This window comes from Pedobacter sp. ISL-64, from assembly GCF_018613605.1.
Taxonomy (GTDB): Bacteria; Bacteroidota; Bacteroidia; order Sphingobacteriales; family Sphingobacteriaceae; genus Pedobacter.
The window spans coordinates 94,133-120,371 of sequence record NZ_JAGGPU010000018.1; the positions used below are offsets into that span (position 1 = coordinate 94,133).

General features: G+C 37.4%; 23 protein-coding genes. 15 read left to right on the plus strand and 8 right to left on the minus strand.

Annotated features, from left to right (window positions below):
- Positions 1-2: 2 nt before the first annotated feature.
- Positions 3-614: a fumarylacetoacetate hydrolase family protein gene (locus J7E57_RS19905; RefSeq protein ID WP_215131261.1), complete on the minus strand. Its 612-nt coding sequence runs from the start codon at positions 612-614 to the stop codon at positions 3-5.
- 75 nt (positions 615-689) lie between these two features.
- On the minus strand, positions 690-1,163 hold the full coding sequence (locus J7E57_RS19910; RefSeq protein ID WP_317196562.1) for a T9SS type A sorting domain-containing protein: 474 nt from the start codon (positions 1,161-1,163) through the stop codon (positions 690-692).
- A gap of 237 nt (positions 1,164-1,400) precedes the next feature.
- Between J7E57_RS19910 and J7E57_RS19915 the strand changes: the two genes are divergently transcribed.
- Positions 1,401-3,359 (plus strand): KUP/HAK/KT family potassium transporter, encoded by a 1,959-nt coding sequence (locus J7E57_RS19915; RefSeq protein WP_215131259.1) that lies wholly within the window; start codon positions 1,401-1,403, stop codon positions 3,357-3,359.
- Positions 3,360-3,555: 196 nt separating this feature from the next.
- On the opposite strand, the gene J7E57_RS19920 is transcribed toward J7E57_RS19915, so the two are convergent.
- On the minus strand, positions 3,556-4,107 hold the full coding sequence (locus tag J7E57_RS19920) for a transposase (RefSeq protein WP_215131257.1): 552 nt from the start codon (positions 4,105-4,107) through the stop codon (positions 3,556-3,558).
- Between the two features lie 6 nt (positions 4,108-4,113).
- Positions 4,114-6,063, minus strand: coding sequence for an amino acid permease (locus J7E57_RS19925; RefSeq protein ID WP_215131255.1), 1,950 nt, complete (start codon positions 6,061-6,063; stop codon positions 4,114-4,116).
- 290 nt (positions 6,064-6,353) lie between these two features.
- On the opposite strand from J7E57_RS19925, the gene J7E57_RS19930 reads away from it, so the two are divergent.
- Positions 6,354-7,571 (plus strand): MFS transporter, encoded by a 1,218-nt coding sequence (locus J7E57_RS19930; protein ID WP_215131253.1) that lies wholly within the window; start codon positions 6,354-6,356, stop codon positions 7,569-7,571.
- A gap of 10 nt (positions 7,572-7,581) precedes the next feature.
- On the opposite strand, the gene J7E57_RS19935 is transcribed toward J7E57_RS19930, so the two are convergent.
- The 4 genes from J7E57_RS19935 to yihA all read right to left on the minus strand — a co-directional run bounded on the left by J7E57_RS19935 (position 7,582) and on the right by yihA (position 14,068).
- Positions 7,582-10,005, minus strand: coding sequence for an outer membrane beta-barrel family protein (locus J7E57_RS19935; protein ID WP_215131251.1), 2,424 nt, complete (start codon positions 10,003-10,005; stop codon positions 7,582-7,584).
- Between the two features lie 448 nt (positions 10,006-10,453).
- Positions 10,454-12,157, minus strand: a complete 1,704-nt coding sequence (locus J7E57_RS19940) for a M3 family oligoendopeptidase (RefSeq protein ID WP_215131248.1) — start codon at positions 12,155-12,157, stop codon at positions 10,454-10,456.
- Positions 12,158-12,477: 320 nt separating this feature from the next.
- Positions 12,478-13,335, minus strand: a complete 858-nt coding sequence (locus tag J7E57_RS19945) for a UbiA-like polyprenyltransferase (RefSeq protein WP_215131246.1) — start codon at positions 13,333-13,335, stop codon at positions 12,478-12,480.
- A gap of 109 nt (positions 13,336-13,444) precedes the next feature.
- A complete protein-coding gene (gene yihA / locus J7E57_RS19950; protein ID WP_116251379.1) occupies positions 13,445-14,068 on the minus strand; it encodes a ribosome biogenesis GTP-binding protein YihA/YsxC in 624 nt (207 codons plus the stop codon).
- Between the two features lie 154 nt (positions 14,069-14,222).
- On the opposite strand from yihA, the gene ubiE reads away from it, so the two are divergent.
- The 13 genes from ubiE (at position 14,223) to murI (ending at position 26,231) form a co-directional block, all read left to right on the plus strand.
- Positions 14,223-14,954, plus strand: coding sequence for a bifunctional demethylmenaquinone methyltransferase/2-methoxy-6-polyprenyl-1,4-benzoquinol methylase UbiE (ubiE, locus tag J7E57_RS19955; protein ID WP_215131244.1), 732 nt, complete (start codon positions 14,223-14,225; stop codon positions 14,952-14,954).
- Complete coding sequence (locus tag J7E57_RS19960) at positions 14,951-15,748, plus strand: outer membrane beta-barrel protein (protein WP_215131242.1); 798 nt, start codon at positions 14,951-14,953, stop codon at positions 15,746-15,748. The genes ubiE and J7E57_RS19960 overlap by 4 nt, the downstream gene beginning before the upstream one ends.
- Before the next feature lie 89 nt (positions 15,749-15,837).
- The gene (locus tag J7E57_RS19965) at positions 15,838-16,596 is read left to right on the plus strand and encodes an SDR family oxidoreductase (RefSeq protein ID WP_215131240.1); all 759 of its coding nucleotides are present in this window, start codon (positions 15,838-15,840) and stop codon (positions 16,594-16,596) included.
- Between the two features lie 111 nt (positions 16,597-16,707).
- The gene (locus J7E57_RS19970) at positions 16,708-17,154 is read left to right on the plus strand and encodes a GatB/YqeY domain-containing protein (protein WP_215131238.1); all 447 of its coding nucleotides are present in this window, start codon (positions 16,708-16,710) and stop codon (positions 17,152-17,154) included.
- A 183-nt stretch (positions 17,155-17,337) separates the two neighbouring features.
- Positions 17,338-18,102, plus strand: coding sequence for an alpha/beta fold hydrolase (locus tag J7E57_RS19975; protein ID WP_057932771.1), 765 nt, complete (start codon positions 17,338-17,340; stop codon positions 18,100-18,102).
- On the plus strand, positions 18,103-18,765 hold the full coding sequence (locus tag J7E57_RS19980; protein ID WP_029274088.1) for a CBS domain-containing protein: 663 nt from the start codon (positions 18,103-18,105) through the stop codon (positions 18,763-18,765).
- Positions 18,766-18,774: 9 nt separating this feature from the next.
- Positions 18,775-19,656, plus strand: a complete 882-nt coding sequence (locus J7E57_RS19985) for an NAD kinase (protein ID WP_029274089.1) — start codon at positions 18,775-18,777, stop codon at positions 19,654-19,656.
- A 2-nt stretch (positions 19,657-19,658) separates the two neighbouring features.
- The gene (locus J7E57_RS19990; protein WP_215131236.1) at positions 19,659-20,456 is read left to right on the plus strand and encodes a DUF6089 family protein; all 798 of its coding nucleotides are present in this window, start codon (positions 19,659-19,661) and stop codon (positions 20,454-20,456) included.
- A 19-nt stretch (positions 20,457-20,475) separates the two neighbouring features.
- The gene (locus J7E57_RS19995; RefSeq protein ID WP_215131234.1) at positions 20,476-21,216 is read left to right on the plus strand and encodes an isoprenyl transferase; all 741 of its coding nucleotides are present in this window, start codon (positions 20,476-20,478) and stop codon (positions 21,214-21,216) included.
- A 149-nt stretch (positions 21,217-21,365) separates the two neighbouring features.
- Positions 21,366-23,909, plus strand: a complete 2,544-nt coding sequence (gene bamA, locus J7E57_RS20000; RefSeq protein WP_215131232.1) for an outer membrane protein assembly factor BamA — start codon at positions 21,366-21,368, stop codon at positions 23,907-23,909.
- A 100-nt stretch (positions 23,910-24,009) separates the two neighbouring features.
- On the plus strand, positions 24,010-24,540 hold the full coding sequence (locus J7E57_RS20005; RefSeq protein ID WP_121283542.1) for an OmpH family outer membrane protein: 531 nt from the start codon (positions 24,010-24,012) through the stop codon (positions 24,538-24,540).
- 63 nt (positions 24,541-24,603) lie between these two features.
- Positions 24,604-25,182, plus strand: coding sequence for an OmpH family outer membrane protein (locus J7E57_RS20010; RefSeq protein WP_057932778.1), 579 nt, complete (start codon positions 24,604-24,606; stop codon positions 25,180-25,182).
- A gap of 227 nt (positions 25,183-25,409) precedes the next feature.
- Complete coding sequence (gene murI, locus J7E57_RS20015) at positions 25,410-26,231, plus strand: glutamate racemase (RefSeq protein ID WP_215131230.1); 822 nt, start codon at positions 25,410-25,412, stop codon at positions 26,229-26,231.
- Positions 26,232-26,239: the final 8 nt, after the last annotated feature.

The following is a 26,239-nucleotide window of genomic DNA, read 5'->3' on the forward strand; positions in this document are numbered from 1 at the left end:
CGTTACTTTACATCAAAATTTAAAAGTTGCTTTCCTTCTAACCAGGCTTCCAATTTATCTCCTTTATTTATTTTTCCGACGCCCTGCGGTGTTCCGGTAAAAATTAAATCGCCTTTTTTTAAAGTAATATATTGAGAAACAAAGCTGATTATCTTCTCGAACGAGAATAATAAATCTTTAGTATGGCCTACCTGGCGGCTTTCTCCATTTACCTTCAACTCAAAATTTAAGTTGTAAAGATCCTCAAAATCACTTTTAGGATGGAAGATACTGATGGGTGCCGAGTTATCAAAAGCTTTGGCAAGTTCCCAGGGCAATCCTTTTTCTTTGTGTTTGCTCTGGATATCACGAGCGGTAAAATCGATGCCTAATCCCACTTCATCATAATAATTCGCGGCAAATTTTTCTGCGATGTGTTTTCCTTCTTTACAGATTTTTAATACCACTTCTAATTCGTAATGTACATCATCAGAAAAATCAGGCAGGTAAAAAGGTTTATTGTCTTTTAAAACAGCTGTATCAGGTTTCAGAAAAATTACGGGTATAGTTGGAACCGGATTGTTCAGTTCTTTTGCATGTTCGGCATAATTTCGGCCAATGGCGATGATTTTCATTCTTAAGAATATGAAATATGATAAAATAGACGGGAGTTAAATCCACATCAATCAAAAATAGAAAAGAAAATGGTGTTATAAAACCGAGATCCGTTTTACCTGGCTTTCGGAACCGGCAATAACCCTCAAAAAGTAAATGCCTGGGTTAATTCTATTAGGAATGACGAAGCTTTTGGTCTGTTCGCCAGCGTTTAAGCGTTCGTTTGAGAGTGTTGCTACCTCGTTTCCTAGTAAATCGATGATTTTGATTGTCGTTTGAGTACCATCTTTTCCAATGGAAAGGATAATATTTAACTGATCTTCAACCGGATTAGGATATATTTTTACGATGGTTAACAATTTATCTTTCGCTACAACCGTTGTATTTTTTGGAGTTGTGGAGTAAGTATTGAATATTCCAGAGCCGCCTACTGTCATATAAAGCGGCTTGTAAGGTGTGATATTGGCTTTAATTTCAGGAATTCGGCTTACTTTTTTGGTTCTGTTTTTTAAGCTAATATGAATACTATCAGCTTGTTGCGCCCAAGAATTTACGCCGCACAGTGACACAATGCACAATGTGCACGCAAGTTTTGTGAGTAACGTTATCTTAGTGTAGAGTTTCATCAAATTGGTATAGCAAATGTATTAATTTTAAACAAAGAAATTAAACATTTTGTTTAAAACCCATAAATTAACACAATTTAACAATAAAATTTAATTTTCATAGTGTTAAAAATACACAATAATTTGGTTGTTATATTGTTATAGTTAGTTTACTTTTGCTCGCAAAAAATAATCAACGAAGTGTCAAATCATAAAAATGTCAACGCGTTAACCGCCGGCGGTGTTCTAATTAGTTTAGGAATTGTGTTCGGTGACATTGGTACATCACCTTTATATACCTTAAATGCAATTTTTACAACAATTTTAGGGGGAAAACAAGATATCAATCCCACAAATGTTCTAGGGGTTTTATCTTGTATTATTTGGACATTAACCTTACAAACCACCATTAAGTATGTTATTATTACCCTAAGAGCCGATAATAAAGGTGAGGGTGGTATTTTCTCTTTATTCTCACTGGTACGAAAAAAGGCGAAGTGGCTGGTGGTTCCAGCCGTTGTAGGTGGCTGTGCATTACTTGCAGATGGTATTATCACCCCCAGTATTACCGTAACATCTGCAATTGAGGGGCTTACCAATAAGTTTGAGGTACCGGTTATTCCAATTGTAATAACCATTTTAACCATCTTATTTATTATCCAGCAGTTCGGAACAAATCTGGTAGGAAAGCTATTTGGCCCGGTAATGTTTGTTTGGTTTGCTGTTTTGGGTGTATTGGGTATGTCTTTTATTGTTAAAGATTTTACTATCCTAAAGGCTTTTAACCCTTATTACGCCATTCATTTACTGGTTACCAATAAACTAGCGTTTTTAATTCTTGGCGGTGTATTTTTATGTACAACAGGGGCTGAGGCCTTATATTCTGACTTAGGCCACTGCGGTAGAAATAACATCAGAATCAGTTGGATTTTCGTGAAATTAACCCTTATTTTAAACTATTTAGGGCAAGGCGTTTGGATTTTGCAGAACAGCGGGAGTTATGTTCCTGGCGCAAAAATGAATCCATTTTTCCAGATCGTTCCTGATCAGTTTCAGGTACCAATGGTTATTTTGGCTACTATGGCTGCAGTAATTGCCAGTCAGGCTTTAATTAGTGGGTCTTTTACCTTAATTGCTGAAGCAGTACGTTTAAACCTTTGGCCTAAAATTAAAATTGTTTACCCATCGGTTTCTAAAGGCCAGTTATACGTTCCATCTATTAACTGGATGCTCTGGATTGGTTGCTGTGGCATTGTATTGTTGTTTCAAAAAGCAGAGAAAATGGATGCGGCCTATGGTTTATCGATTACGATAGCCATGTTAATGACGACCATTTTGGTGAGTTTTTATTTGAGAAGTAAACGTTTCCCGAAATATTTAGTAGCGATATTCTTTTTTACTTATGTAATTATTGAGGGAACATTTTTGATCAGTAATTTAACCAAATTCTTACATGGTGGTTGGGTAACGGTATTAATCGGTTCGTTATTGTTTACGGTAATGTGGAGCTGGTTTGTAGCCCGTAAAATCAAAAACCGCTTTGTTAAATATGTCGAAATTGAGGATTATTATGAGATTCTAACTGAACTAAGCGGAGATGAATCGGTTCCGAAATACTCCTCTCAGCTGGTTTATTTAACCAGTGCCAACTTTAAAACGGAGATTGAATCAAAAATTATCTATTCTATTATACAAAAGGAACCAAAACGTGCCGATGTGTACTGGTTGGTGCATGTTGACGTAATGGACGAGCCGTATACCTTAGATTATAAAGTTGAATTTCTGATCCCGGGTAAACTGATCAGAATTGATTTTAGATTAGGTTTCAGGATTGAGCAACGTGTAAACTTATTGTATCGTAAAGTGGTTGAAGAACTGGTGAAGAATGGAGAAATCGATATTACCAGTCAGTACACTTCCTTAAACAAGCATAAAATTGCTGGCGATTTCAGGTTTGTTCTTTTAGAAAAACATTTATCTAAGTTTACCAAGTTAAGTTTCTATGAAAGACAGATTATGGATTATTACTTTATACTTAAAAAATTAAGTTTATCAGAAGAGCGGAGTTTTGGCTTGGATAGCAGTTATGTTGATGTAGAGAAAGTTCCGTTGATTTTCGTTACACCAGATGATATTGAATTGAACAGGTTGCCGGTTTAACTGATGAGAACTGCGATTTTAATATTGGGGGTCAGTTTGTTTATAGCTGGACCCATAGCTAAACTGTACCATTTCGATCATGCCAATAATTATATGATTGCATCTGGATTGGGGTTGGTGATGATTACTGCGCTGGCCTTTATAAAGAAGAAATAAATTGAATCCTCTTTCTGGTAAAGAAAGGGGATTTTTTGTTTTATAAATGGAATTTGTCTTCGTCCCACTTACTGGGATTATCTATAATATAGTTCGAGATGTTATTATATGCTCTTTCATCACGAATAATGTGTTCATAGTAGTTCCTTTGCCATAGCTTTCCCATTGTTTTATCGTGCGATTTGAATAGTTGCAGGCACGCATTAGAAACAATTGATTTATATGCGCCAACAATGTCGGAAATTGTCGGAGCGACCCTTGCGGTCACCCTGTTTAATTCATCTTCTTCTTGGGCGACCGCAAGGGTCGCCCCGACAGCAACATCTGATAAAATGATTATGCCGTGCATATGATTCGGCATGATCTGAAAAACATCAAGTTCGAAATTTGGAAATCTATCGGATAAATTTATCCATTCATTGTAGGCGATAGTTCCAGATTCATTTAAGATCATTTTATTGTCTGAAACTTTTCCAAATCTATGGATTCTATCTTCACAACAGATTGTTATGAAATAGGCTCCTGCATTTGAATAGTCGTAATCCTTTAGCCTGATCGATCTTCGATGATGTATTAAAGGATTATACTTCATTTATAATTAACTTTCAATTTTTGCCAGTTTACTGTGCCTGTAACCATAGGCAAAATAAACCACGAGGCCAATTACCAGCCAGATGCCGAAGCCGATCCAGTTCGAAATGCCAAGTTCGCACATCATGTACAAACAGCTAATCAATCCTAAAACCGGAATTAACGACAAGTTTTTAGTAATGCAATAGTAGGTGATCAACACACAGATGATCAAGAAAATCCACATAGGGATTTTGTGTTTAAACAACCCCCAACCGCTTTCGTATTTCTTTTCTACAGGTACTTTTGAGGCTGAAATAAACTGTTCGTAACGATCGGCCGGCAATGCACTTAAATAAGATTCTGCATCTACTTTTTCTGCCAATACAATTTGTGGCGATGCATTTTTAACAATTTCCTCTTTAACAATTTTAAGTTCATCGCCACTTAAAGAAGTAACAAAAGTTACCGTTTGGATTGTTTTAGGAGAATTGAAAAAGAAAGCTTTGGTTTCTTTCCCATATTTTGTGAATGCAAAAATTATAGTCGCAATTAAAACAATAGGTACAATAAACTTACTGTTTACATAAGGTATCTTGAATTTTCCACGCTGTACATCAGGCCTGTTCTGTAATACTAAAACCCCTGCGCAAACCAGTACGAAAGCAAAAAGTGTTCCGATAGAACACAGATCGGTAACGATAGTAAGATTCATGAACAACGATGGTACTGCCACTACAAAGCCTACCACAATGGTAGCAAACGAAGGCGTTTTGTATTTAGGGTGAATTTTCGAAAAAGATTTTGGTAATAAGCCATCTCTACTCATGCTCATCCAAATACGTGGTTGACCCATTTGAAAAACCAAAAGTACACTGGCCATGGCAAATACCGCACTTACGGCAATAATACCGCTCATTAATTTTAAGTTAATCTGATCAAAAACGAATGCCAATGGATCGCCCACAGCTAAGGTATCTGACTTAACAATACCTGTTAAAACCAGTGCAATAGCCACATAAAGGATGGTACATATAATAATCGCCCACATCATTCCGCGCGGTAAATCGCGTTGTGGATTTTTACATTCTTCGGCCGTTGTAGAAATGGCATCGAAACCGATATAAGCGAAAAATACTGCCGAAACTCCCTTTAAAACTCCAGAAACACCGTTCGGAGCAAATGGATCCCAGTTTTTTGTGTCTACATAAAATATACCTACCGCTAATACCAAAAGAATTACCGCAAGTTTAACCACCACCATCGCATTACTGGCATTCCGGCTTTCTTTCATTCCACGGTAAATTAACCAGGTAATTAAAATGATAATACCTAAAGCAGGAATATCTGCAACAAGATGAAAACCACCGATTGTTGGGGCGGTAAGCCATGCATTATTGGCCAATGCTGTAGCCGAATCTAAATCTGCCAGGTTTTTGCCAGCCGCCAGAAGCGCTTCAGCATGTTTATGTCCGTTATAGGCACTTAAATAGTCCATTGTCATCCAATCGGGTACATGAATGCCCTCTATGCCGAGGGGAGGTATTTTGATGGTAGAGAGTAATCCTGTAAAGTAATCAGACCAGGATATGGCTACCGTAATATTACCGATGGAATATTCCATAATAAGCGACCACCCTATAATCCAGGCAACCAGTTCGCCGAAGGCTACATAAGAATAGGTGTAAGCACTGCCAGAAACAGGTACCATTGAAGCAAACTCTGCATAAGCAAAGGCTGCAAAACTACAGGCTACTGCTGTAAAAATAAATAAAAAGATTACCGCCGGACCACCATCTGCACTTGCTTTGCCAATCGTACTAAAAATCCCTGCTCCAATAATCGCTGCAATTCCAAAAGCTGTTAAATCGCGTACTCCGAGTGTTTTATGTAATGTGTTTTCATGGTCGCCATAGCCTTTTGCCGCATCTTGTAATATCTTGGAAATGGATTTTTTTCTGAATAGCTTTTCGAACATCTTTTGTTTGCTTGTTTCCTCAAACTTATAAAAAGTTTGGTTAAAAACGTTTAAAGCAGGATATAATTTTCAATACACCACGCGCTAGTAGGCAAATGCCATCAAAAAGGATGGCAATTATTAGATTAAAGTAAAAAAATGAAATTATTTGGCCTGAATAATCCTTTGTTTGATTAGCATAATTTTAGGATGAGTGAAACAGTTAATTTTGTTGTCAATAATCAGTAAGGTGCATAAAACAATATATGTCTTGTTTGATTGGAATATTTATATACCATTACAGTACCAATATGAATGCAGATATAGCACAAATAAAATACATTAAAGAACGTCACCAGGGTTTGGCTACTTTACTGGCCTTTGCCTTAATTCCATTGTCGGGTTTTGCTACCGATATTTATATCCCCTCATTACCTACCATGGCTGGTGAAATGCAGGTGAGCAATGTTCAGGTTCAACTTACACTCAGCATTTTTCTAATAAGCTATGGGGTTGCTCAACTTTTTATCGGCAGTGTGCTCGATAGTTTTGGAAGGTATAAAATCTGTTTATACGCATTATTAATTTTCGCTGCAGCAAGTATCATCATTGCAACTACCCATAACATTTACCTTATTTATTTAATGCGCATTATTCATGGTCTTACTGTAGGCGCAATTGTAGTAGCAAAAAGAGCATACTTTGTTGATCTTTTCGAGGGCGATCAGTTAAAACATTACCTAAGTTTGTTTTCCATCATCTGGTCTACCGGACCAATTGTAGCACCGTTTATTGGGGGTTATCTGCAAACGGTATTTGGCTGGGAATCCAACTTCTATTTTTTGGCTGGTTTTGCAATTGTTTTTGCAGTGCTGGAGTTATTGTTCAGTGGCGAAACATTAAAGCATTTTACCGATTTTCAACTGAAAAAAATTACAAAGATCTATGTTGAAATGATTAAAACTACCAGTTTTACACTCGGTATTGTCATGTTGGGTTTAGCTTATTGTATGGTGATGGTTTACAATATGACCGGCCCGTTTATTATTGAGCACCACTTTAATTTTTCGCCGGTTATTGCAGGTTATAGCTCCTTGTTTTTAGGTTTTGCATGGATGGTTGGAGGCTTTATTGGCAAGGCCACCATTAACAGGCCCTTCTTTAAGCGATTAATGATCAACTCACTGTTTCAGGTAGCTTTTGTTGTCCTGATGATTGTAAGTTTAAATTTCGTTTCGAACCTTTGGTCTTTAATTTTCTTCGCCTTTTTGATCCATGTAGGAGCGGGCTTTACCTTTAATAATTACTTTACTTTCTGTCTGAGCAAATTTCCGAAAAACGCAGGCATTGCAGGTGGATTAACAGGAGGGATTACCTATGTGATCGTTTCTTTTTTGAGTTATGGTATCGTAAACCTGATCCCCGCTAAAGATGAACGCAACCTGAGCTACAGCTATTTAATTATGATATTAATATCAGTTTTGGTAATGTTCATCATTTTAAAGCTTAGAAAAAAAGAAGAAGTATAAGTATTAATAATTATTTAATTCTGCCTTCTTCGTCGGTTACACTGGTTTTTCGTTCTCGGTTGCCTTTAATACTACTGCTGCCAAAAATGTAATTTAAGCTTAGTCTGTATACCCTGCTTTCTTGCTTTTGAGTTAGGTTATAATCTAAGCCCGAGAGTGCACTGCTAATTCTTGCCTTTCTGGTATTGAAAACATCATTGGCTGTAAGTTTAACGTTGAGCTTTTTATCGAGGAATGATTTCTTGATCCCGAAATCTATCCCATAGTAGGGCTTAATGGCATAAGTGCCATAAATCTGCGATGATGCATATTCTCCAGAAAGCTCTGCTGCAGTTGATGGGCTAAGGGTGAAATTGTGACTGCTGTTTCCCGTAAAATTTACTTTCTTCCTGTCGTATATACCATCACCTAAGTTTGCGGTTTTGATCTGGTTATAGGTACTGGTAAGCGTATTGTCCATACTCCAGAATTTGGTAATGGTAGTAGGATAGCCAATCGTTAAATCGTAGGCATATTGTTTATCAAGGTTTTTTACCGTTTGGTAGAGTGTTTTCTTCTCGTTATCTGGCAGCAAAACATCAATAATCAGGTTGTTGGTAGTGCTATATCCAAAGGAAATATTTAATGTTTTTTTATAATTGTAGGATACTTGAAAAGTATTGGTATACTGTGGGTTAAGAAAAGGATTGCCTTGGCTAAAGGTATACAAATCGACAAAGTAAACAAATGGATTTAGCGATTTATAATCTGGCCGGTCTATCCTTCTGCTGTATGAAAAACCAATCTCATTATTCGGATTTAAAGTTTGGTTGATGTTAAAACTTGGAAAAAAATCAAAGTAGCTGCGTTTTACAATTTTGCTATCATTAATGGAGTTACCTTTTGAGTTGGTTTGTTCAGTTCGTAAACCAATTTCAATACTGGTCGATTTAAATTCGCATTTTAAAGTAGCGTAAGCCGCATTTATGTTTTCATCGTAAATGAAATGGTTACTTCTACTGATGTCATTTTTCCAGCCATTCTCTGTAAAATTTTCGAACTGAAAGTCATTATCCGTACTTACCCAACTGCTTTTTAGTCCAACATCCAGTTTTGTTTTGGCATTAAATGGAATTGTATAATCAATTTTAGCAGCTTTTATTTTTATAAAAGAAGGCGTGGCATTCCGAAATATAGATGCTGATTTATAACTGGAGCCACCCTTTTCGAAAAATGAGTTTTGATAAACAGTATTTTCTTCACTATGGTATTTGGCATAATCTAAATCGATAGAAAGTTCCTGACCTAAGGTATCCATCACACTTTTGTAATTGAGGTTGTAAGCCTGATTACGATATTTATTTTTCGATGGATTATCGGCAACAATCGAAGAATCGACTTTTGTAAAACTTTGGCCAATAGCGGTAAGGCCGTTGGATAGGTCGTGGCCGTTATTAAAATAACCTGTGGTGAGGAAACCTAAAGTGTTTTTATCGGTGATGAAATAATCAATCCCCGCCTTATAATTGTTGTTGTGCGAAGATCTTGTTTGTGTATTTGATTGATGAAAATAGGTATTTTGATCACTCCCGTTCACTACTCTCAAAATGTCTAGATTTTCGGTGGCTTTATTGTTGTTGTTCGCGAAGCTACCGTATAGGTTAAGGCTCTTATTTCTATGGTTAATGGATATTCCGGCGTCGCTTTTTGGATTCTCTCCATAGCCAAAACCTAAATCTATATTTCCGTTTGTGCCGTAGTTGGCATTCTTTTTTAACTTGATATTGAGCAGACCTGCGTTTCCTTCAGCATCATATTTAGAAGAAGGACTGGTAATCAGTTCAATAGTTTTTATTTCGTTACTGTTTAGCGATCTTAATCTGGTAGCCAATTGTTCTGCAGATAAATAAGTTGATTTTCCATCAATCAGCACATTTACACCAGACCTACCTCTAATACTGATTACCCCATCCTGATTAACCGATACACCGGGCATTTTAGCGAGCACTTCGAGCGCTGTATTACCAGAAGAAACGATGCTGTTTTCTACATTCATAACCGTTTTATCGTTATGGCGTTCTATTAAAGGTTTACGGCCAGTGATGACAACACTTTCGAGTTCTTTTATCTCTGCCTGAAGGTTAAAACTTAAATCGAGGGTAGTTTTTCCTACAAATGGTTCGAATGTTTCTTTTATCGATTGATAACCTACAGCCTTAACTTCAACAGTGAACTTACCCCTTGGAAGGCTTTCTAATACATAATTTCCTTCTTGATTGGTGCTAACTGTTTTAACAAAAGAAGTATCTGCTAAACTGGTAAATTTAAGGTTAGCTGAAACCTTAACGCCGTTTTTGGTAATTACCGTGCCTGTAATGTGCATTTTTGTAGTCTGCGCAGAAACTACATTCAAAAATAATAGGGAGAGCATAAAATATAGAGCGAATATTTTCATTGTTAATTGATAGGCTGATGATTAGTTTTTCCTTTTATCTGATTAGGAATTAAAGCGAAACTAAGTCATTAGGTGCATTCACTTGTAGATTTTAACAATGTTTAACCCAATTAACATTTTTTTACAGACTAACGATTAGTTCATAGGTCATTTGTTCATTGGTATTACCTAAGGTTTAAAGTGTGATGTGATGGAGTTTCTTTTAGATAATTCTCCTTCGGGTTGTCACTCTGAGCGGAGTCGAAGAGCCTTACAAAATCTGTGTCTTCTGCGTTTCCGTTGCAAAAAAGCGTTAGCGAAATGCTACGACAAGTTGAAAATATAGCTAAATCATTAGGATGCTTCGTGCCTCGCAACGACCTTGTTTAAAAACAAACAAAAAAGTCGCAGCAAGATGCCACGACCCTTATTGTATTTCAATTGAGGGGAAAACCTTCAACCCTCCACCTTACCCTAATTTTTCCAGTTCTTCCTTCACAAAATTCGCCAGCTCTTTCACATACTCAGCACTAAAATCAAATTTAATTCCGGCAGTTTCATATATCTCATTCATTGGTTTAGTGTAACCTAAAGCAAGTGCAGCAAGGTATTGTTCTAAAGCCTTTTCAGGATTTTCTTTATAATTTTTCCAAACCGCAATGGCACCTAGCTGGGCAATTGCGTATTCGATATAATAAAAAGGAACTTCGAATAAATGCAGTTGTTTTTGCCAGCCATTTCCAAATTGTTGTTCTAAATCTGTCCAATCGGCAAAACCAGCACCAAAACGGCTAAAAATCTGCTTAAAGGTTTCTTCACGATCAGCCGCCGTATGGTTGGGGTTGGTGTAAATCCAGTGTTGAAACTGATCAATTACGGCTACCCAAGGCAAAGTTTTCAAAACATCAGCCAATTGCTCTTTTTTAGCACGGTTTAAATCTTCTTCATTGTCGAAATAAACATCCCACTTATCCATTGAGATTAATTCCATACTCATCGATGCCAGTTCGGCTACCTCAGATGGACAATGCTTAAAATCGTTTAGCTCTAAATTTGCCGTTAAAAAGGTATGAATTGCATGGCCGCCTTCATGAACCATTGTAGTTAAATCGCGCAACGAATTTGCCGAGTTCATAAATATAAAAGGCGCTCCCGTTTCGGCCAAAGGATAATTGTAACCGCCGGGCGCTTTACCTTTTCTACTCTCTACATCAAAAAGCTTATTGGCTTTCATTGTTGCCAGTTTTGAGCCTAACTTTTCATCAATGGCATTAAAGCAGGCAATACTTTTATCAATCAGTTCTTCGCCGTTGTTAAAAGGTTTCAAAGCTGGCTTGCCACTAATGCTTACTTCTAAATCCCAAGGCCTTAATACTTCTAGTCCTAAAGCTTCTCGGCGTTTTTCGGCCTGCTCTTTTAAAATCGGTACGATTTCTTTTTCAATAGCATTGGCAAAATCATAACAGTCTTGTGGGGTATAATCGAAACGGCCCAAAGCCTGGAACATGTAATCGCGATAATTCTCAAAACCCGCGTTTAAGGCAACCTGATTACGCAGTTTAATCAACTCATCAAACAACACGTTTAAATCATCTTTATCAATTAAGCGGCGTTGTTGAATCGTTTTCCATGCATTTTCGCGTACCTCGCGGTTTAAATCTTTGATAAAGATCGAGGCTTGCTCCAAAGTATATTCCTGACCGTTTAGCTCAACACTCATGGCGCCTGTAATGCTCTGGTATTTTTGTTGTTTCACCTGCAATTCGGTAAACAGCTCAATATTTTCATCGCGGTAAAGCTCTAATGCTTTTTTTATCGCACGGCTGTAAACGAAATATTTTTCTTTGTCCAGGTCGTTCATAAAAGGACTTTCGACAAATTTTTTGTTCAATTCGTTGGCGAATGGAGAAATTTTCGGTTCTATTTCAGTTGCAAAATATTGAAAGTTTTTAACCAATTCTTCATTTGCGGTATCGCAACTCATTTTAATATATCTCCAGGCAAAATCTTCTTCTAAAGCAGCTTCAAGCTCCGAACGGTCTTTTAACCAGTTTTCTAACTCAGCAGTGCTGGTTATTTCGCGGTTTTGCAGTTCGGTAAAAAGTGGTTCTAAATTTTCCCAGGTAATGTTTAGTTCCTGTGGAATGTATGTTCTAGGTTTCTTAGTTATCATAATAGTTAATTATTGAATGTTGGAATGATTGAAGGAGTGAATGGTTTAAGGCCGTAATGTTATATTCTCTCATTCAAAATTCAATCACTCTCTCATTCGGCCTTTACTCATTTTATTTATGTTATTGAATGTTGGAATGATTGAAGGAGTGAATGGTTTAAGGCGTAATGCTATATTCTCTCATTCAAAATTCAATCATTCTCTCATTCGGCCTTTACTCATTTTATTTATGTTATTGAATGTTGGAATGATTGAAGGAGTGAATGGTTTAAGGCACAATGCTATATTCTCTCATTCAAAATTCAATCATTCTCTCATTTTTATTTATGTCTTAAATACGCGTCTATTAAAAAGCATATAGCAAACACTACCGAAGCATAACCATTTAAGGTTTGAAACGCCCTGTTTACTTTGCTGATATCATTTGGTTTTACCAGTAGGTGCTGATAAATCAACATCGAACAGAAAAACACAATACCTACGTAATAAACCCAGCTAAAGGATGTAAAAAACACAGGCAAAATAACACAGGTGGCAGAGAGTATATGCAACAGCACCGAAACATTCAAAGCATTTTTAATGCCAAGTGTCGATGGGATGGAGTGTAATTTTTCTTCCCGGTCAAATTCTTCATCCTGTAATGCGTATATAATATCAAATCCACTTACCCAGAACAATACGGTTAAGGAGTAAAGTACAGGAACCAGCGCAAAATGTCCGGTTACGGCAATGTAAGCGCCAATAGGCGCAAGCGCCAGCCCTAAGCCCAATACCAAATGGCAAAGCGCGGTGAAACGTTTGGTATAACTATAAAACAAAACCACAAATAAAGCCACAGGCGATAAATAGAAACAAAGCGGGTTAATGAAGTAGGTGGTAATGGAGAAAAGCACACAATTGGCAATAACGAAAATCAACGCCTCATTTGCCGAAACTTTACCTGCAGGGATATCGCGCATTTTAGTGCGTGGGTTTTTCGCATCAATATTTCTATCCAGGTAACGGTTAAAGGCCATGGCCGAGTTTCTGGCAAAAACCATACAGAGCAAAACTAAAATCAGTTTATACCAGGAAAATGGATTTTCTGTTGTGGTTACGCCCAAAAAGAAACCAATCATAGCAAATGGTAGTGCAAAAACAGAGTGGGCGAATAATACGAGTGAAAAGTATTTTTTCATTTTTTTTAGAACTGATTAATTTCCCTTTCGGGGTGATTGCACAGATTATTTGATTACACAGATTTTTTATTGTTAAACTGAAAATTGTGCACTGTAGACTGAAAACTGGTTAAAACTTCTTATAATCTGTAGGAACAACAAAGTCTTTGTTTACCTCATAAATGAAATTAAGCACTTCATCTTTTCCAGTTCCTTTTTCTGCAGAAGAAATAAAGGTGGCAGGAATTTCTTCGAAAAATTCACCTAATTTTTTCTTAAAGGCAGCTACATTTTTCTGAGTGGTGGTCATGCCCTGTTTATCGGCTTTGGTAAAAATTAACGAAAACGGTATCTGTTTTTCACCTAACCAATAACAAAATTCAATATCAATTCCCTGAGGTTCTAAACGGCTGTCTATCAGAACAAAAACACATTGTAAACTTTCTCTTTTGGTTATATAGGCACGGATAAATTTCTCCCATTTCTCTCTGCTGGTTTTAGAAACCTTGGCATAACCATAACCTGGTAAATCGACAATATACCATTTCTCGTTAATCAGAAAGTGATTAATTAACTGTGTTTTGCCAGGGCGTTGAGAGGTTTTTGCCAATCCATGTTGATTAACCAGCATATTGATTAATGAAGATTTACCCACATTAGAGCGGCCAATAAATGCATATTCGGGCATAGTTGGTACGGGTAGTGCCGAAATTTGGGTGTTGCTGCAAACAAATGTTGCCGTTTTGATAATCATGGTACAAAGGTAACAATTAGTTTTGAGTTGAGGGTTTGGAGTGTGGAGTAGAAAACCCACCGTCGTCAGCAATTCGTAAAGTTTAAGGCAATCGCTAAACTGCAAACTCTAAACTCCCAACTGCAAACTCTTTTCTCTATCTTTGCCCCATATCATGAATCAGAATATCACCCCATACCAAGTAGAAGATGCAACTAAAAAGGAGCAGGTTGCAACCATGTTTAATAACATTTCGGGCACTTACGATTTTTTAAACCATTTTCTTTCTTTAGGGATAGATGTATTATGGCGTAAGAAAGCCATTAAAGAACTGGTTTCCATCCACCCGAGAACTTTGCTTGATGTAGCTACAGGAACTGGCGATTTTGCCTTTGAAGCCATTAAAAAGCTTCATCCCGAAAAGGTAATTGGTGTTGATATTTCTGAAGGTATGTTAGAAGTAGCCAAGAAGAAAATTAACGAGCGTAGTTTAAACGAAGTTTTTACCGTTCAGGTTGGCGATTCTGAAGGTCTGCATTTCGAAAATGATACTTTTGATGCGATTACCTGCGCTTATGGTGTGCGTAATTTCGAAAACCTCGAAAAAGGATTAACTGATATGTACAGGGTATTAAAGCCCAACGGGAAAATGGTGATACTGGAATTTTCGAAACCAAAGGTTTTTCCGGTAAAACAACTGTATAGTTTTTATTTTAAACAGGTAACGCCTTTCTTTGGAAAACTATTTTCTAAAGACCACAGAGCTTATACCTATTTGCCAGAATCGGTAGCAGCTTTTCCCGACGGAGAAGATTTTACCAACCTGATGGAAAAAGTTGGCTTTAAAAGTACCAAACAAAGAATTTTAACGTTTGGAATAAGTTCGATATATGTAGGAACCAAATGATCAGAAAATTAAGCCTCATTCTTTCACTTTTTATGATTTCTACAACCGCCTTTGCTCAAAATTGGGGCGGTGGAATAGATGATGAAGATTGGAGTTTTGGTTTTAATTTCCAATATATCTCAGCCGAATACAAAATTCTTAAAAAGCAAAATTGGCGATCGCCTTTTTATGAGGTGCCAAATTCTCTGGATCCTTCTTACGATCCGAATTCGGGCATTCCGGTTACCTCAACGCTAAATTCTATTTCTAGCTCACCATCTCAAGGTTTTGGGTTGGGTTTTGTAATGAACAGAATGATCTCTGATAACTTCGATATCAGGGCAACGCCGTCGCTTATTTTTAGTGATAGGATAGTAACTTACGAGTATGAACCTATGGCGCCGATCAACGTAGGCAATGGGCAAACGAAAAACTTTCAAACCGTGGTTGAAAGAAAAGTTCAGGCAACCATGTTCGAATTTCCATTAGGCTTAAAGGTGAAGTCGAACCGGATGAACAATTTTAGGGTATATTGGTTAGGCGGCGCTAAATATTCAATAGATATAGCTTCGAAAAAGAAAACCTTCGATGAAGGCGAAACACCGGTAAATAAGTTTTTAAAAAATCAAAGAAATTACCTGTCGTACGAAACAGGTATTGGTTTCGATATTTACTTCGAGTATTTTAAAATGTCGCCCGAAATAAAACTCTCGTATTCGACCAACGATTTGCTTCAGCACGACAATACGGTTTATGCCAATCCAATAGATAAGTTGAAATTACGTCAATTAACATTCAGTTTGATTTTTCAATAGTCCTGCAATCCAAAAAAACTTACCTTTGTTGGTGTAGGTAAATCAAAGATGGTATCTTAAAGAATTACCGAGACTTAAAATTCATAAAAATGTCTAAAATCGCATTAATTACAGGCGCAACTTCTGGTATTGGCGAAGCTTGTGCACATACATTTGCCCAACAAGGTTACAATCTGGTATTATTGGCCCGCAGAGAAGATCGGTTGGCAAAAATTGCCCATCATTTAGAAGATAAGTATGCCATTACCATCAAACAGGTTTTTGCCGATGTTCGCGATAAAGAAAGTCTTACCGCTGCTTTAGAGGTTTTGCCGGCAGAATGGAAAAAGGTTGATGTTTTGATTAACAATGCGGGCTTAAGTCAGGGTTTAGATCCGATTGATAAAGGCGATACCAACGATTGGGACACCATGATTGATACGAATGTTAAGGGTTTGCTTTATGTAACCAAAATTGTTTCCAACTGGATGATACCAAACCAATCAGGTCATATTATTAACATTGGTTCTATTGCCGGAAAAGAAGTTTATCCAAATGGAAACGTATATTGTGCCAGCAAACATGCTGTTGATGCTTTGAGTAAAGGTATGCGTATAGATTTATTGCCCCACGGCATAAAGGTTACCGAAATTAATCCAGGGATGGTAGAAACCGAATTTTCGGTGGTGCGCTTTAAAGGTGATGAAGACCGGGCGAAAAAAGTATACGAAAACCTGGAGCCATTAATTGCCGACGATATTGCAGATGCCATTTGGTATGTAGTAAGCAGACCAAAACATGTTAATATTAACGACATGCTGATTATGCCTACCGCACAGGCTACAGCAACAATTATAAGTAGGGGTTAACTGTTTAAATTGTTTAAACTGGTTAACTGTTGTGAATAGCAATGGCATTTAACCGATTAACCTTATAACAATTAACCACTTAACCCCTGGAACGATTAACCAATTAAAGAAATGATATCAAACACAATAGATCAGGAAATAAAAAAAGCCATGTTGGCTAAAAACAATGCACAGTTAAGAGGTTTAAGAGCAATAAAGGCAGCTTTACTTTTAGCTAAAACAGAGAAAGGATCTTCAGAAGAAATTACGGAAGAAACTGAACTTAAAATTCTTCAGAAACTGATTAAACAACGCCGCGAATCTGCTGATATTTACAAGCAGCAAAATCGCGAAGATTTGTATCAGGTAGAAGAAGAAGAAATTGAAGTGATCAGTCAGTTTTTGCCAAAACAGTTAGATAGGGCAGAGGTTGCTGCAATTATTGAGGCTGTAATCAAACAATCTGGTGCTACATCGGTTAAGGATATGGGGAAGGTAATGGGCATGGCAAATGCAGCGCTTGCAGGTAAAGCTGATGGTAAATTAATTGCTGAGATTGTTAAAGAAAAACTAGCTTAATTTAAGGCTAAAAGCAGAAAGAGTAAAGCTTAAAGCGCATTTATCGCTGGTCGCTAGTTGCTTACCGCTTTACAAAGGGCGTTTTTATACCGTTTTCGATTTTATTTCAGAAAAATGGCATAGAAATGCATAAATTTAATTTTACTCTACTAACTTAGTAGCACAATACCATCTAGAATATATATGACCTACCCGATAATAGAAGAAGACGGATTTAAATACATCGAAGCTGGAACAGGCGAAACACTGGTATTGCTACACGGCCTAATGGGCGAACTAAGCAATTGGGAACTGGTTATAGAACAGTTTAAAGATCGCTATCGTGTAATTATTCCAATTTTACCAATTTACGATTTGCCTATTTTAACATTGGGCGTAAAAGCATTGTCGAGATATCTTCATCGCTTTTTAAAATATAAAAATTTAAACCAGGTAGTACTTGTTGGTAATTCGCTTGGTGGCCATGTGGGTTTGGTATTTACGGTTGCCCATCAGGAGTTTGTTAAAGCCTTGGTACTAACAGGTAGCTCTGGCTTATACGAAAATGCTTTTGGAGGTTCTTTCCCGCGGAGAGAGAGCTACGATTACATTAAGGAAAAAGTAGAGTTTACTTTTTACGATCCTGCAACTGCAACCAAAGAACTCGTTGATGATGTTTTTAAAACGGTTAACGATAGATCGAGGGTTATTAGGATTTTAACTATGGCTAAATCGGCAATACGCCACAACATGGCTAAAGAACTGTCGAAAATTACCATACCGGTTTCTTTAATCTGGGGTAAAAATGATAAGGTTACGCCACCAGAAGTGGCAGAAGAATTTCATGAATTGTTGCCGAATTCGGAATTAAATTGGGTTGATAAATGTGGGCATGCGCCTATGATGGAACATCCGGAAATATTTAATGCATTTTTAGAGAAATTTTTAGATAGAATATTGTTAAAATAAATGTTTGCAGCAGAAATCATATCAGATGCAATTCCATCACTAAGGGCCGATGACACGGTGCAGAAAGCTTTAGATCGTATGAACGATTTTAAACTAAAGCATTTGCCGGTTGTTAACGAGGTAACTTTATTGGGGCTGGTTTCTGAAGATGATTTACTAAATATTGATAATCACGATACACTTTTAAGCGATAGTGCGGTAAACATACTTAATGTTTTCGTGTTGAGTAACGTACATACGTATGATGTAATCAGGTTATTGAGTCAGTTAAAATTGACAGCTGTTCCGGTTTTAGATCAACAGAAAAATTACCTGGGTTTAATTTCGATCAATAACATGGTAAATGCCGTGGCCGAACAGTATGCTGTAAATGAACCTGGGGGAATTATCGTTTTGGAAATCAGTAACCGCGATAATTCTCTGGCACATATTGCACAGATTGTTGAAGCCGATAATGCACAGGTGCTCTCTTCTTACGTGAATTCTTTCGAAAATTCTACACGTTTAGAAGTAACGCTCAAAGTAAATAAAACAGAAATTACTTCATTGGTAGCTTCTTTCGAAAGATATGATTATCTGGTAAAAGAGGTATACAATAACACGCAGATTGATGATGGGTCGCAGGAGCGTTACGATTCTTTCATGAACTATTTAAATGTATAAACCTACTTTATGAGGATTGCAATTTACGGGAGAGATTTTAATGACACGGTTTTGCCCTACGTTCAAGAGGTTTTTAATCATTTAGCCGAGCATCATATCCAGCCGGTTTTATATTCAAAATTTAAAACATCCCTTCATGGCAAAATTAAGTTGCCTGCCAATACGGTTATTTTTCATAACCATAGCGAACTAAAAGACCTTGCCGATGTATTGTTGAGCTTAGGAGGCGATGGTACCTTACTGGATACTTTATCGTTAATCCGTAATTCGGGCATACCCGTAATAGGAATCAATTTTGGCCGGTTGGGTTTTCTGGCCAGCATCAATAAAAATGAAATAGGATCGGCGCTAAAAGCCTTAATTAACGGAGAATATACCCTAGATTCCCGTTCTCTTTTAACTTTAGAATCGGATAATGGCCTTTTTGGAGAAGAGAATTTTGCACTGAATGACATTACCATTCACCGCCGCGATAATTCTGCCATGATGATTATCCATGCCTCAATGAACAATGAGTTTATTAATTCTTATTGGGCCGATGGATTGATTATTGCAACGCCGACGGGATCAACCGCTTACTCATTAAGCTGCGGTGGCCCGATTATTTATCCCGATTCTGAAAACTTTGTAATTACGCCTATTGCACCGCATAACTTAAATGTAAGGCCGGTGGTTGTACCAGATGATAATAAACTCTCTTTTGAGGTAGAAGCACGCGAATCAAAATTTCTGGTTTCTTGTGATAGCCGAACTGTCACCGTAGAGCGTTCAGTAAAAATTAGCATAAAAAAGGCAGATTTTTGTGTAAATCTTATCCGCCTTAACAATGAAACCTACTTAAACACGTTAAGAAATAAATTATTATGGGGCATTGATACCCGTAACTACTAAGTATGACGCCAACCAAACCTCTCTTAATTCTCCTCTTTTTTATCTTTAGCGGACAAATTCTTCGTGCGCAAGAAGGCACCTGGGAAGTTGGGCTAATGGGTGGAGGAGCAGGTTACATGGGCGATCTCAATCAAAATAATCCATTGCAGATTAGCGGACTCTCTGGCGGTGCTTATGTAAAACGTAACTTTAACCAATATTTTGGCGTTCGCTTAAATTATACTTACGGACAAGTTAAGGCAGATGATGCTAATTCTAGTAATGAACAGTTCCGTGAAAGAAACCTCCGTTTTAAAACATCGATGCACGAGTTTAGCGGGCTGATCGATTTTAATTTTTTTAACTTCAGTATAGGTGGCGGAACCAGACAGTTCACTCCCTACCTTTTTACTGGTGTTGGTTTAGTTGTTTTTAAACCTAGGGTAAAAATTGATGGTGAAAGATACCGGTTAGATCGACTCAGAACCGAAGGCCAGGAAAATGGTTACAACAATGCTGTTTTAACTATCCCATATGGATTAGGGCTAAGGTATAATTACAAAAATACCTGGAGTGTTTTTACTGAACTAGGTTACCGGACACCACTTACCGATTATATTGACGATGTAAGCGGCCGCTATCCGGTTAATCCTGTAATCGTTGGAAATGGCCAAAATCAGGTCAATTTATCCGATCCTTCACGCTACCAAATCGGACAAGCGGGTACTCAAAGAGGCGATTTTAGAAAAAGGGACACTTATCTATTTGTTAGTGTTGGCATATCTTTTACCTTTGTATCCTCAAAATGCTATTCCTTTTAAGCTGATTTTGACATAATTAATGGGATTTAAAGAACAAATAGACTATAGCCGCCTGCCAAGGCACATTGCCGTAATCATGGATGGTAATGGAAGATGGGCAAAAGGCCAGGGTAAAGTGCGGGTTTTCGGACATGAACAAGGTGTGCTTTCTGTAAAAGACATTGTAGAAGGTTGTGTGGAAGTAGGTATTGAGTACCTCACTTTGTATGCTTTTTCTACAGAAAATTGGAACAGGCCTAAAGAAGAGGTGGATGCATTGATGCAGATTCTGATTTCTACCATCAACAAAGAAACCGAAACACTTAATAAAAATAACATTAAGCTGAATGCCATTGGCAATATTGCGTCTTTACCTCAAGAATGTATAGATGACTTAAAAGAAGCCATGGAAAAGACTGCCCATAACGAAAAATGTACTTTAACATTAGCGTTGAGCTATAGCGCAAAGTGGGAGATTTTGGAGGCTGCCAAAAAAATCGCATCGGCAGTAAAAGACAATGCCATTTCTTTGGATGATATAAACGAAGACCTGTTTTCATCAAAACTAACAACGGTAAATATACCCGATCCAGAATTGATGATCAGGACCAGTGGTGAGCACCGTATCAGCAATTATCTGCTTTGGCAAATGGCTTATACCGAGTTTTATTTTACTGATGTTTTATGGCCGGATTTCAGACGAGAAGATCTTTTCGAGGCTATTGTAGACTATCAAAAACGCGAACGCCGTTTTGGTAAAATTAGCGAACAATTAAACTAATTTTTCTTTTAACACTTTTTAACAAGCGTTTAAACTAACTTAGCACCACTTTTATACGATAAATGAAACCATAATAAGGGAACAACGTAAAGAAATTTTGCTTTATAAAATATCGTTACCTTTTGGCCATTACTGAACAATTAATTTTAATGAAAAGAATATTTCAAGTTTTAATCCTACTAGTTTTAGCCGCTCCGGCCTTCGCTCAAGTACGTCCACAAGGTCAGGCACCGGTAACCCCTTCTTTAAAGGTTGGTGGCTTAGATCTCGATTATTTTAGTCCAAAAGAATATATCATTGGTGGTACCACGGTAACCGGAACCCAATATTTAGACAAAGAAGTATTGATTACCTTATCTAAACTAACTAAAGGCGATAAAATCGTGCTTCCTGGCGAGGCAACTTCTGATGCGATTAAAACGCTTTGGGCGCAGGGATTGTTTGATGATGTTAAACTTAATATCGAAAAGTTTGTTCAGGATTCGGTTTATTTTGAAATTGAAGTAGTTGAGCGCCCGCGTTTAAGTTCTATCGATTTAAAAGGTATCCGTAAATCTGAAAAAACTGCAATTCAAGAAAAGCTAAATGATAAAACAGGTAAAATCGTAAACGATAACCTGTACAATACCACTTCAGCCATTGTTAAAAAATACTTGTTGGATAAGGGCTTTTTCTTTACCCAGATCGACTACAAAACTCGTAAAGATCCGAATGCAGAAAACAGTGTGGTATTAGAAGCAAATATCGATAAAGGTCACCGTGTTAAAGTACAGCATATCGATTTTACCGGAAACAAAGATTTTAAATCAGCAAAGCTTAGAAAATACCTTAAAACCCCTAAACAATTTGCCTGGTGGCGCTTTTGGGGCTCTGGAAAATTCGCGAAAGAGAAATACGAAGAGAACAAGGTAAAAATGATTGCCAAAATGCACGAGAAAGGTTATCGTGATGCCGAATTATTAAAGGATACCATTTACCAGCACAACAAGAAAAAGGTTAACATCAGGATGGACCTTTACGAAGGGAAAAAATATTACTTCGGTAATATTACCTGGGCAGGTAATGCCATTTATCCGGATAGTATTTTGCAAAAAGTATTAACCATCGAAAAAGGGGATGTTTTTAGCGAAGAAAAATTAAATAAAAAATTAAACGGCGGTGGCGAAAACGGTGGCGACATTAACAGTATGTATACCGATAATGGATATTTAACTTTTAATATCGATCCGGTACAGACCAAAATTTATGGCGATACTGTTGATGTGGAATTACGCATGTACGAAGGACCACAGTATACCAACAACCGCATTACTTTAAAAGGTAATACCATCACAAACGATAAAGTTGTTTTACGTGAGATCCGTACCAAACCCGGACAGAAATTTAACAAAAGTGATTTGATCCGTACCATCCGCGAAATCGGTCAATTGGGTAACTTCGACGAGTCTAAAACTGTACCTACACCTCGTCCTAACCCGGCAGATGGTACTGTAGATATTGAATATGCTGTAGAAGAGAAACCTTCAGATCAGATTGAGTTATCAGGTGGTTTTGGTGGTGGCCGTATCATTGGTACATTAGGTTTAACTTTCAATAACTTTTCGTTACGTAACTTATTTAATTTAAAAGCTTACAAACCATTGCCAAAAGGTGATGGACAGAAATTAAGCTTACGTGGACAAACCAACGGTAAATATTACCAATCATATAGTTTTTCCTTCTCTCAACCTTGGTTTGGTGGCGAGAAACCGGTAAGTTTCGGTGTGAGTGCATTTACTTCACTACAATCTAATGGATTAAGTTCAGATAATGCGCAGTTTCAAAAAATACGTTTAAATGGTGTAACGGTTAGTTTGGGTAGAAGATTAAACTGGCCAGATAACTATTTCCAGTTAAGCCATGCGGTTAGTGTACAACAGTACATCTTAAATAACTATTCAGGATATTTATTCAATACGGGCACATCTTACAACATAAGTTTATCACAGGAGATTAGCCGCGATTCAAGAGATTCGCCGATCTTCCCTAAATCTGGATCATTCTTACGTTTCACCGTTCAGGCAACGCCTCCGTTTTCATTGTTAAATAAAACAAACTATGCAACGGCATCAGATAGGGAGAAATATCGCTTTACAGAATATCACAAATGGAAATTCGATTCACAATGGTACCAGCGTGTAGCCGGAAACCTGGTAATCAAAGCGCAGGCCCAGTTTGGTTTCTTGGGGCAATATAACAAAGCAGTTGGCCAATCAGCATTCGAGCGTTTTAAACTTGGTGGTGATGGTATGCAGGGATTCGATTTCTTGCAGGGATCTGAGCTGATCGCGATGCGTGGTTACGCTAACAATGCTGTTATCCCGAATGGATCCGATCCGGCTGTAGCGCAGCAATCAGGTAGCCCAATTTATACCAAATATGTATTAGAGGCACGTTATCCCGTTATTGCAAGCCAACAAGCCACAGCCTTCGTTTTGGCCTTTGCAGAAGCTGGTAACACCTGGAACAGATTTGGTGATTTTAATCCTTTTAACGTTAGAAGATCGGTGGGTGTAGGTGCAAGGATCTTCCTTCCTATATTTGGTTTGTTGGGTATCGATTATGGACATGCGTTTGATACCATACCTGGACTATCAGACGGAGGAAAGCAAAATTTTACATTTAGTATCGCACAACAATTAGGTGGATTTTAATTGATAAAGAACAAAAATTTAACTAATTATGCAATAAATCATTGCAATAGGAGTTTAAAGAAAGCTTAGGTTATTAACTATATCATTAACACACACACAAATGAAGAAGTATCTTTTTATCGCATTCCTACTTTGCACTTCTTTTGGTGCCTTTGCACAGAAGTTTGCTTATGTAGACACGGAGTATATTTTGAAACATTTACCAGAATATAAATCGGCACTAAGTCAACTAGATGTTGCCTCTAAACAATGGCAGCAACAGGTAGATCAGAATTTTTCTGAAATTGACAGGATGTACAAGGCTTATCAGGCCGATCAGGTTTTGTTAACCGATGATATGCGCAAGCGCCGTGAAAACGAGATTATAGAAAAGGAAAAACAGGCTAAAGAATTTCAACGTTCTAAGTTTGGGCCAGATGGGGATCTTTTTCAAAGCAGGGTAAAATTAATTAAACCCATTCAGGATAAAGTAGCCGAGGCGATTAAACAGATTGCAAAATCTAAATATTTAGACTTCATTTTCGACAAGAGCAGTGAAGCAACAATGATGATTTATGCAAGCAGCAGTTACGATGTTAGTAATGACGTAATTGTAAAATTAGGTTATAAACCAGGGACTGTAAATAATTAGTATATTCGCCCCTGATTTTTGAAGAAAAACAATTAGAAAAAAATAAAAAAGTAAAATAAAACGATGAGAAAGTTAATTAACGTATTCTTTGTAGCAGCAGGGTTATTGTTTACAGCGAATATGGCAAGTGCACAACAAAAATTGGGTCACATTAATTCTGAAGAGGTATTTGCAAATTTACCAGAGGCTAAAACAGCTCAAACTACTTTAGAAACCTTAGGTAAACAAAAGCAAGCCGATATTGATGCAATGATCAAAGAATATCAAAGTAAAATGGCTGCAGCAGAAGCTAAGCAAAAAACTTTGAGTGAGGCTAACAAAGAAACAGTGGGTAAAGAATTACAAGCTGCGGGTCAAGAATTACAGGATTTAGAAAAACGCATTACTGATGCGCGTACTAAAGCGTCGCAAGATATAGGTACTAAACAAGGTGAATTATTCCAACCTATCCAGGCTAAAGTTGCAACTGCAATTTCTGCTGTAGCTAAAGAAAAAGGTTTAGCTTACGTTTTCGATATCGCAAACGGACAAGGTGGTAACAATTTAGTTTTCTGGGATGGTGGTGATGATATTACTGCTTCAGTAAAAACTAAATTAGGAATCACTGCAACTGCTGCAAAACCAGCGGCACCTAAAAAGTAGTTCTGAAGCGGAAGTTCGGAGTTTAAAATCTCCTTATCAATTCAAAATATAAGGCGGAATTAAGTTTAACTTAGTTCCGTTTTTTTGTTTACACAGTTTCGTCATGCTGAATTTATTTCAGCATCTTTGATGTTTAACTTCAGCGCAGCAGATCCTGAAACAAGTTCAGGAAGACGACCGTTTTAAAGATTCAACTTTTCAATATTTATCTATAACTTTCCAACACAATGCAGGCTTCGCCAATAGGTATTTTCGATTCAGGTTACGGCGGTTTAACAGTTTTCCGTTCTATTGCCGATAAATTGCCCGATTACAATTATATCTATTTGGGCGATAATGCCCGTTCGCCTTATGGCGACCATTCTTTCGAGACCATTTATAAATATACTTTAGAATGCGTAGAATGGCTTTTTGCTAAAGGATGCCATTTGGTCATTCTTGCCTGCAACACAGCATCTGCAAAAGCGCTTAGAACGATCCAGCAAATAGATCTTCCTGCTAAATATCCCGGTAGAAGGGTGCTTGGCGTAATCAGGCCCACAGCTGAGGTAATTGATAGTTATACAAGTACTAAATCGGTAGGCGTGATGGGGACCAGAGGTACAGTTAATTCTCAATCTTATCTTTTAGAGATCAATAAATTTTTTCCTGAGATTAAGGTTTACCAGCAAAGCTGCCCGATGTGGGTTCCACTGATTGAAAATAACGAACACTTACAATCTGGCGCGGACTTTTTTATCAATGAATATTGTGATCAGTTATTGAGCCAATCGGCAGCTATCGATTGTGTGCTATTGGCTTGTACGCACTACCCTTTATTAATGCCTAAGCTAAAGAAGATATTCCCTGATCATATAAGCGTTTTAACGCAAGGCGAAATTATAGCCAACAGTTTAGCTGATTATTTAAAGCGACATCCTGAGATGGAAGAAAAACTAGCTAAACAGGGCGAAAGGCATTTCTATACCAGCGGCGATCCAATTGCTTTTGATGAACACGCCTCTATTTTTTTCGGAGAGCCGTTGAAATCGGATAGAATGATTGTTTAACTGTAAAC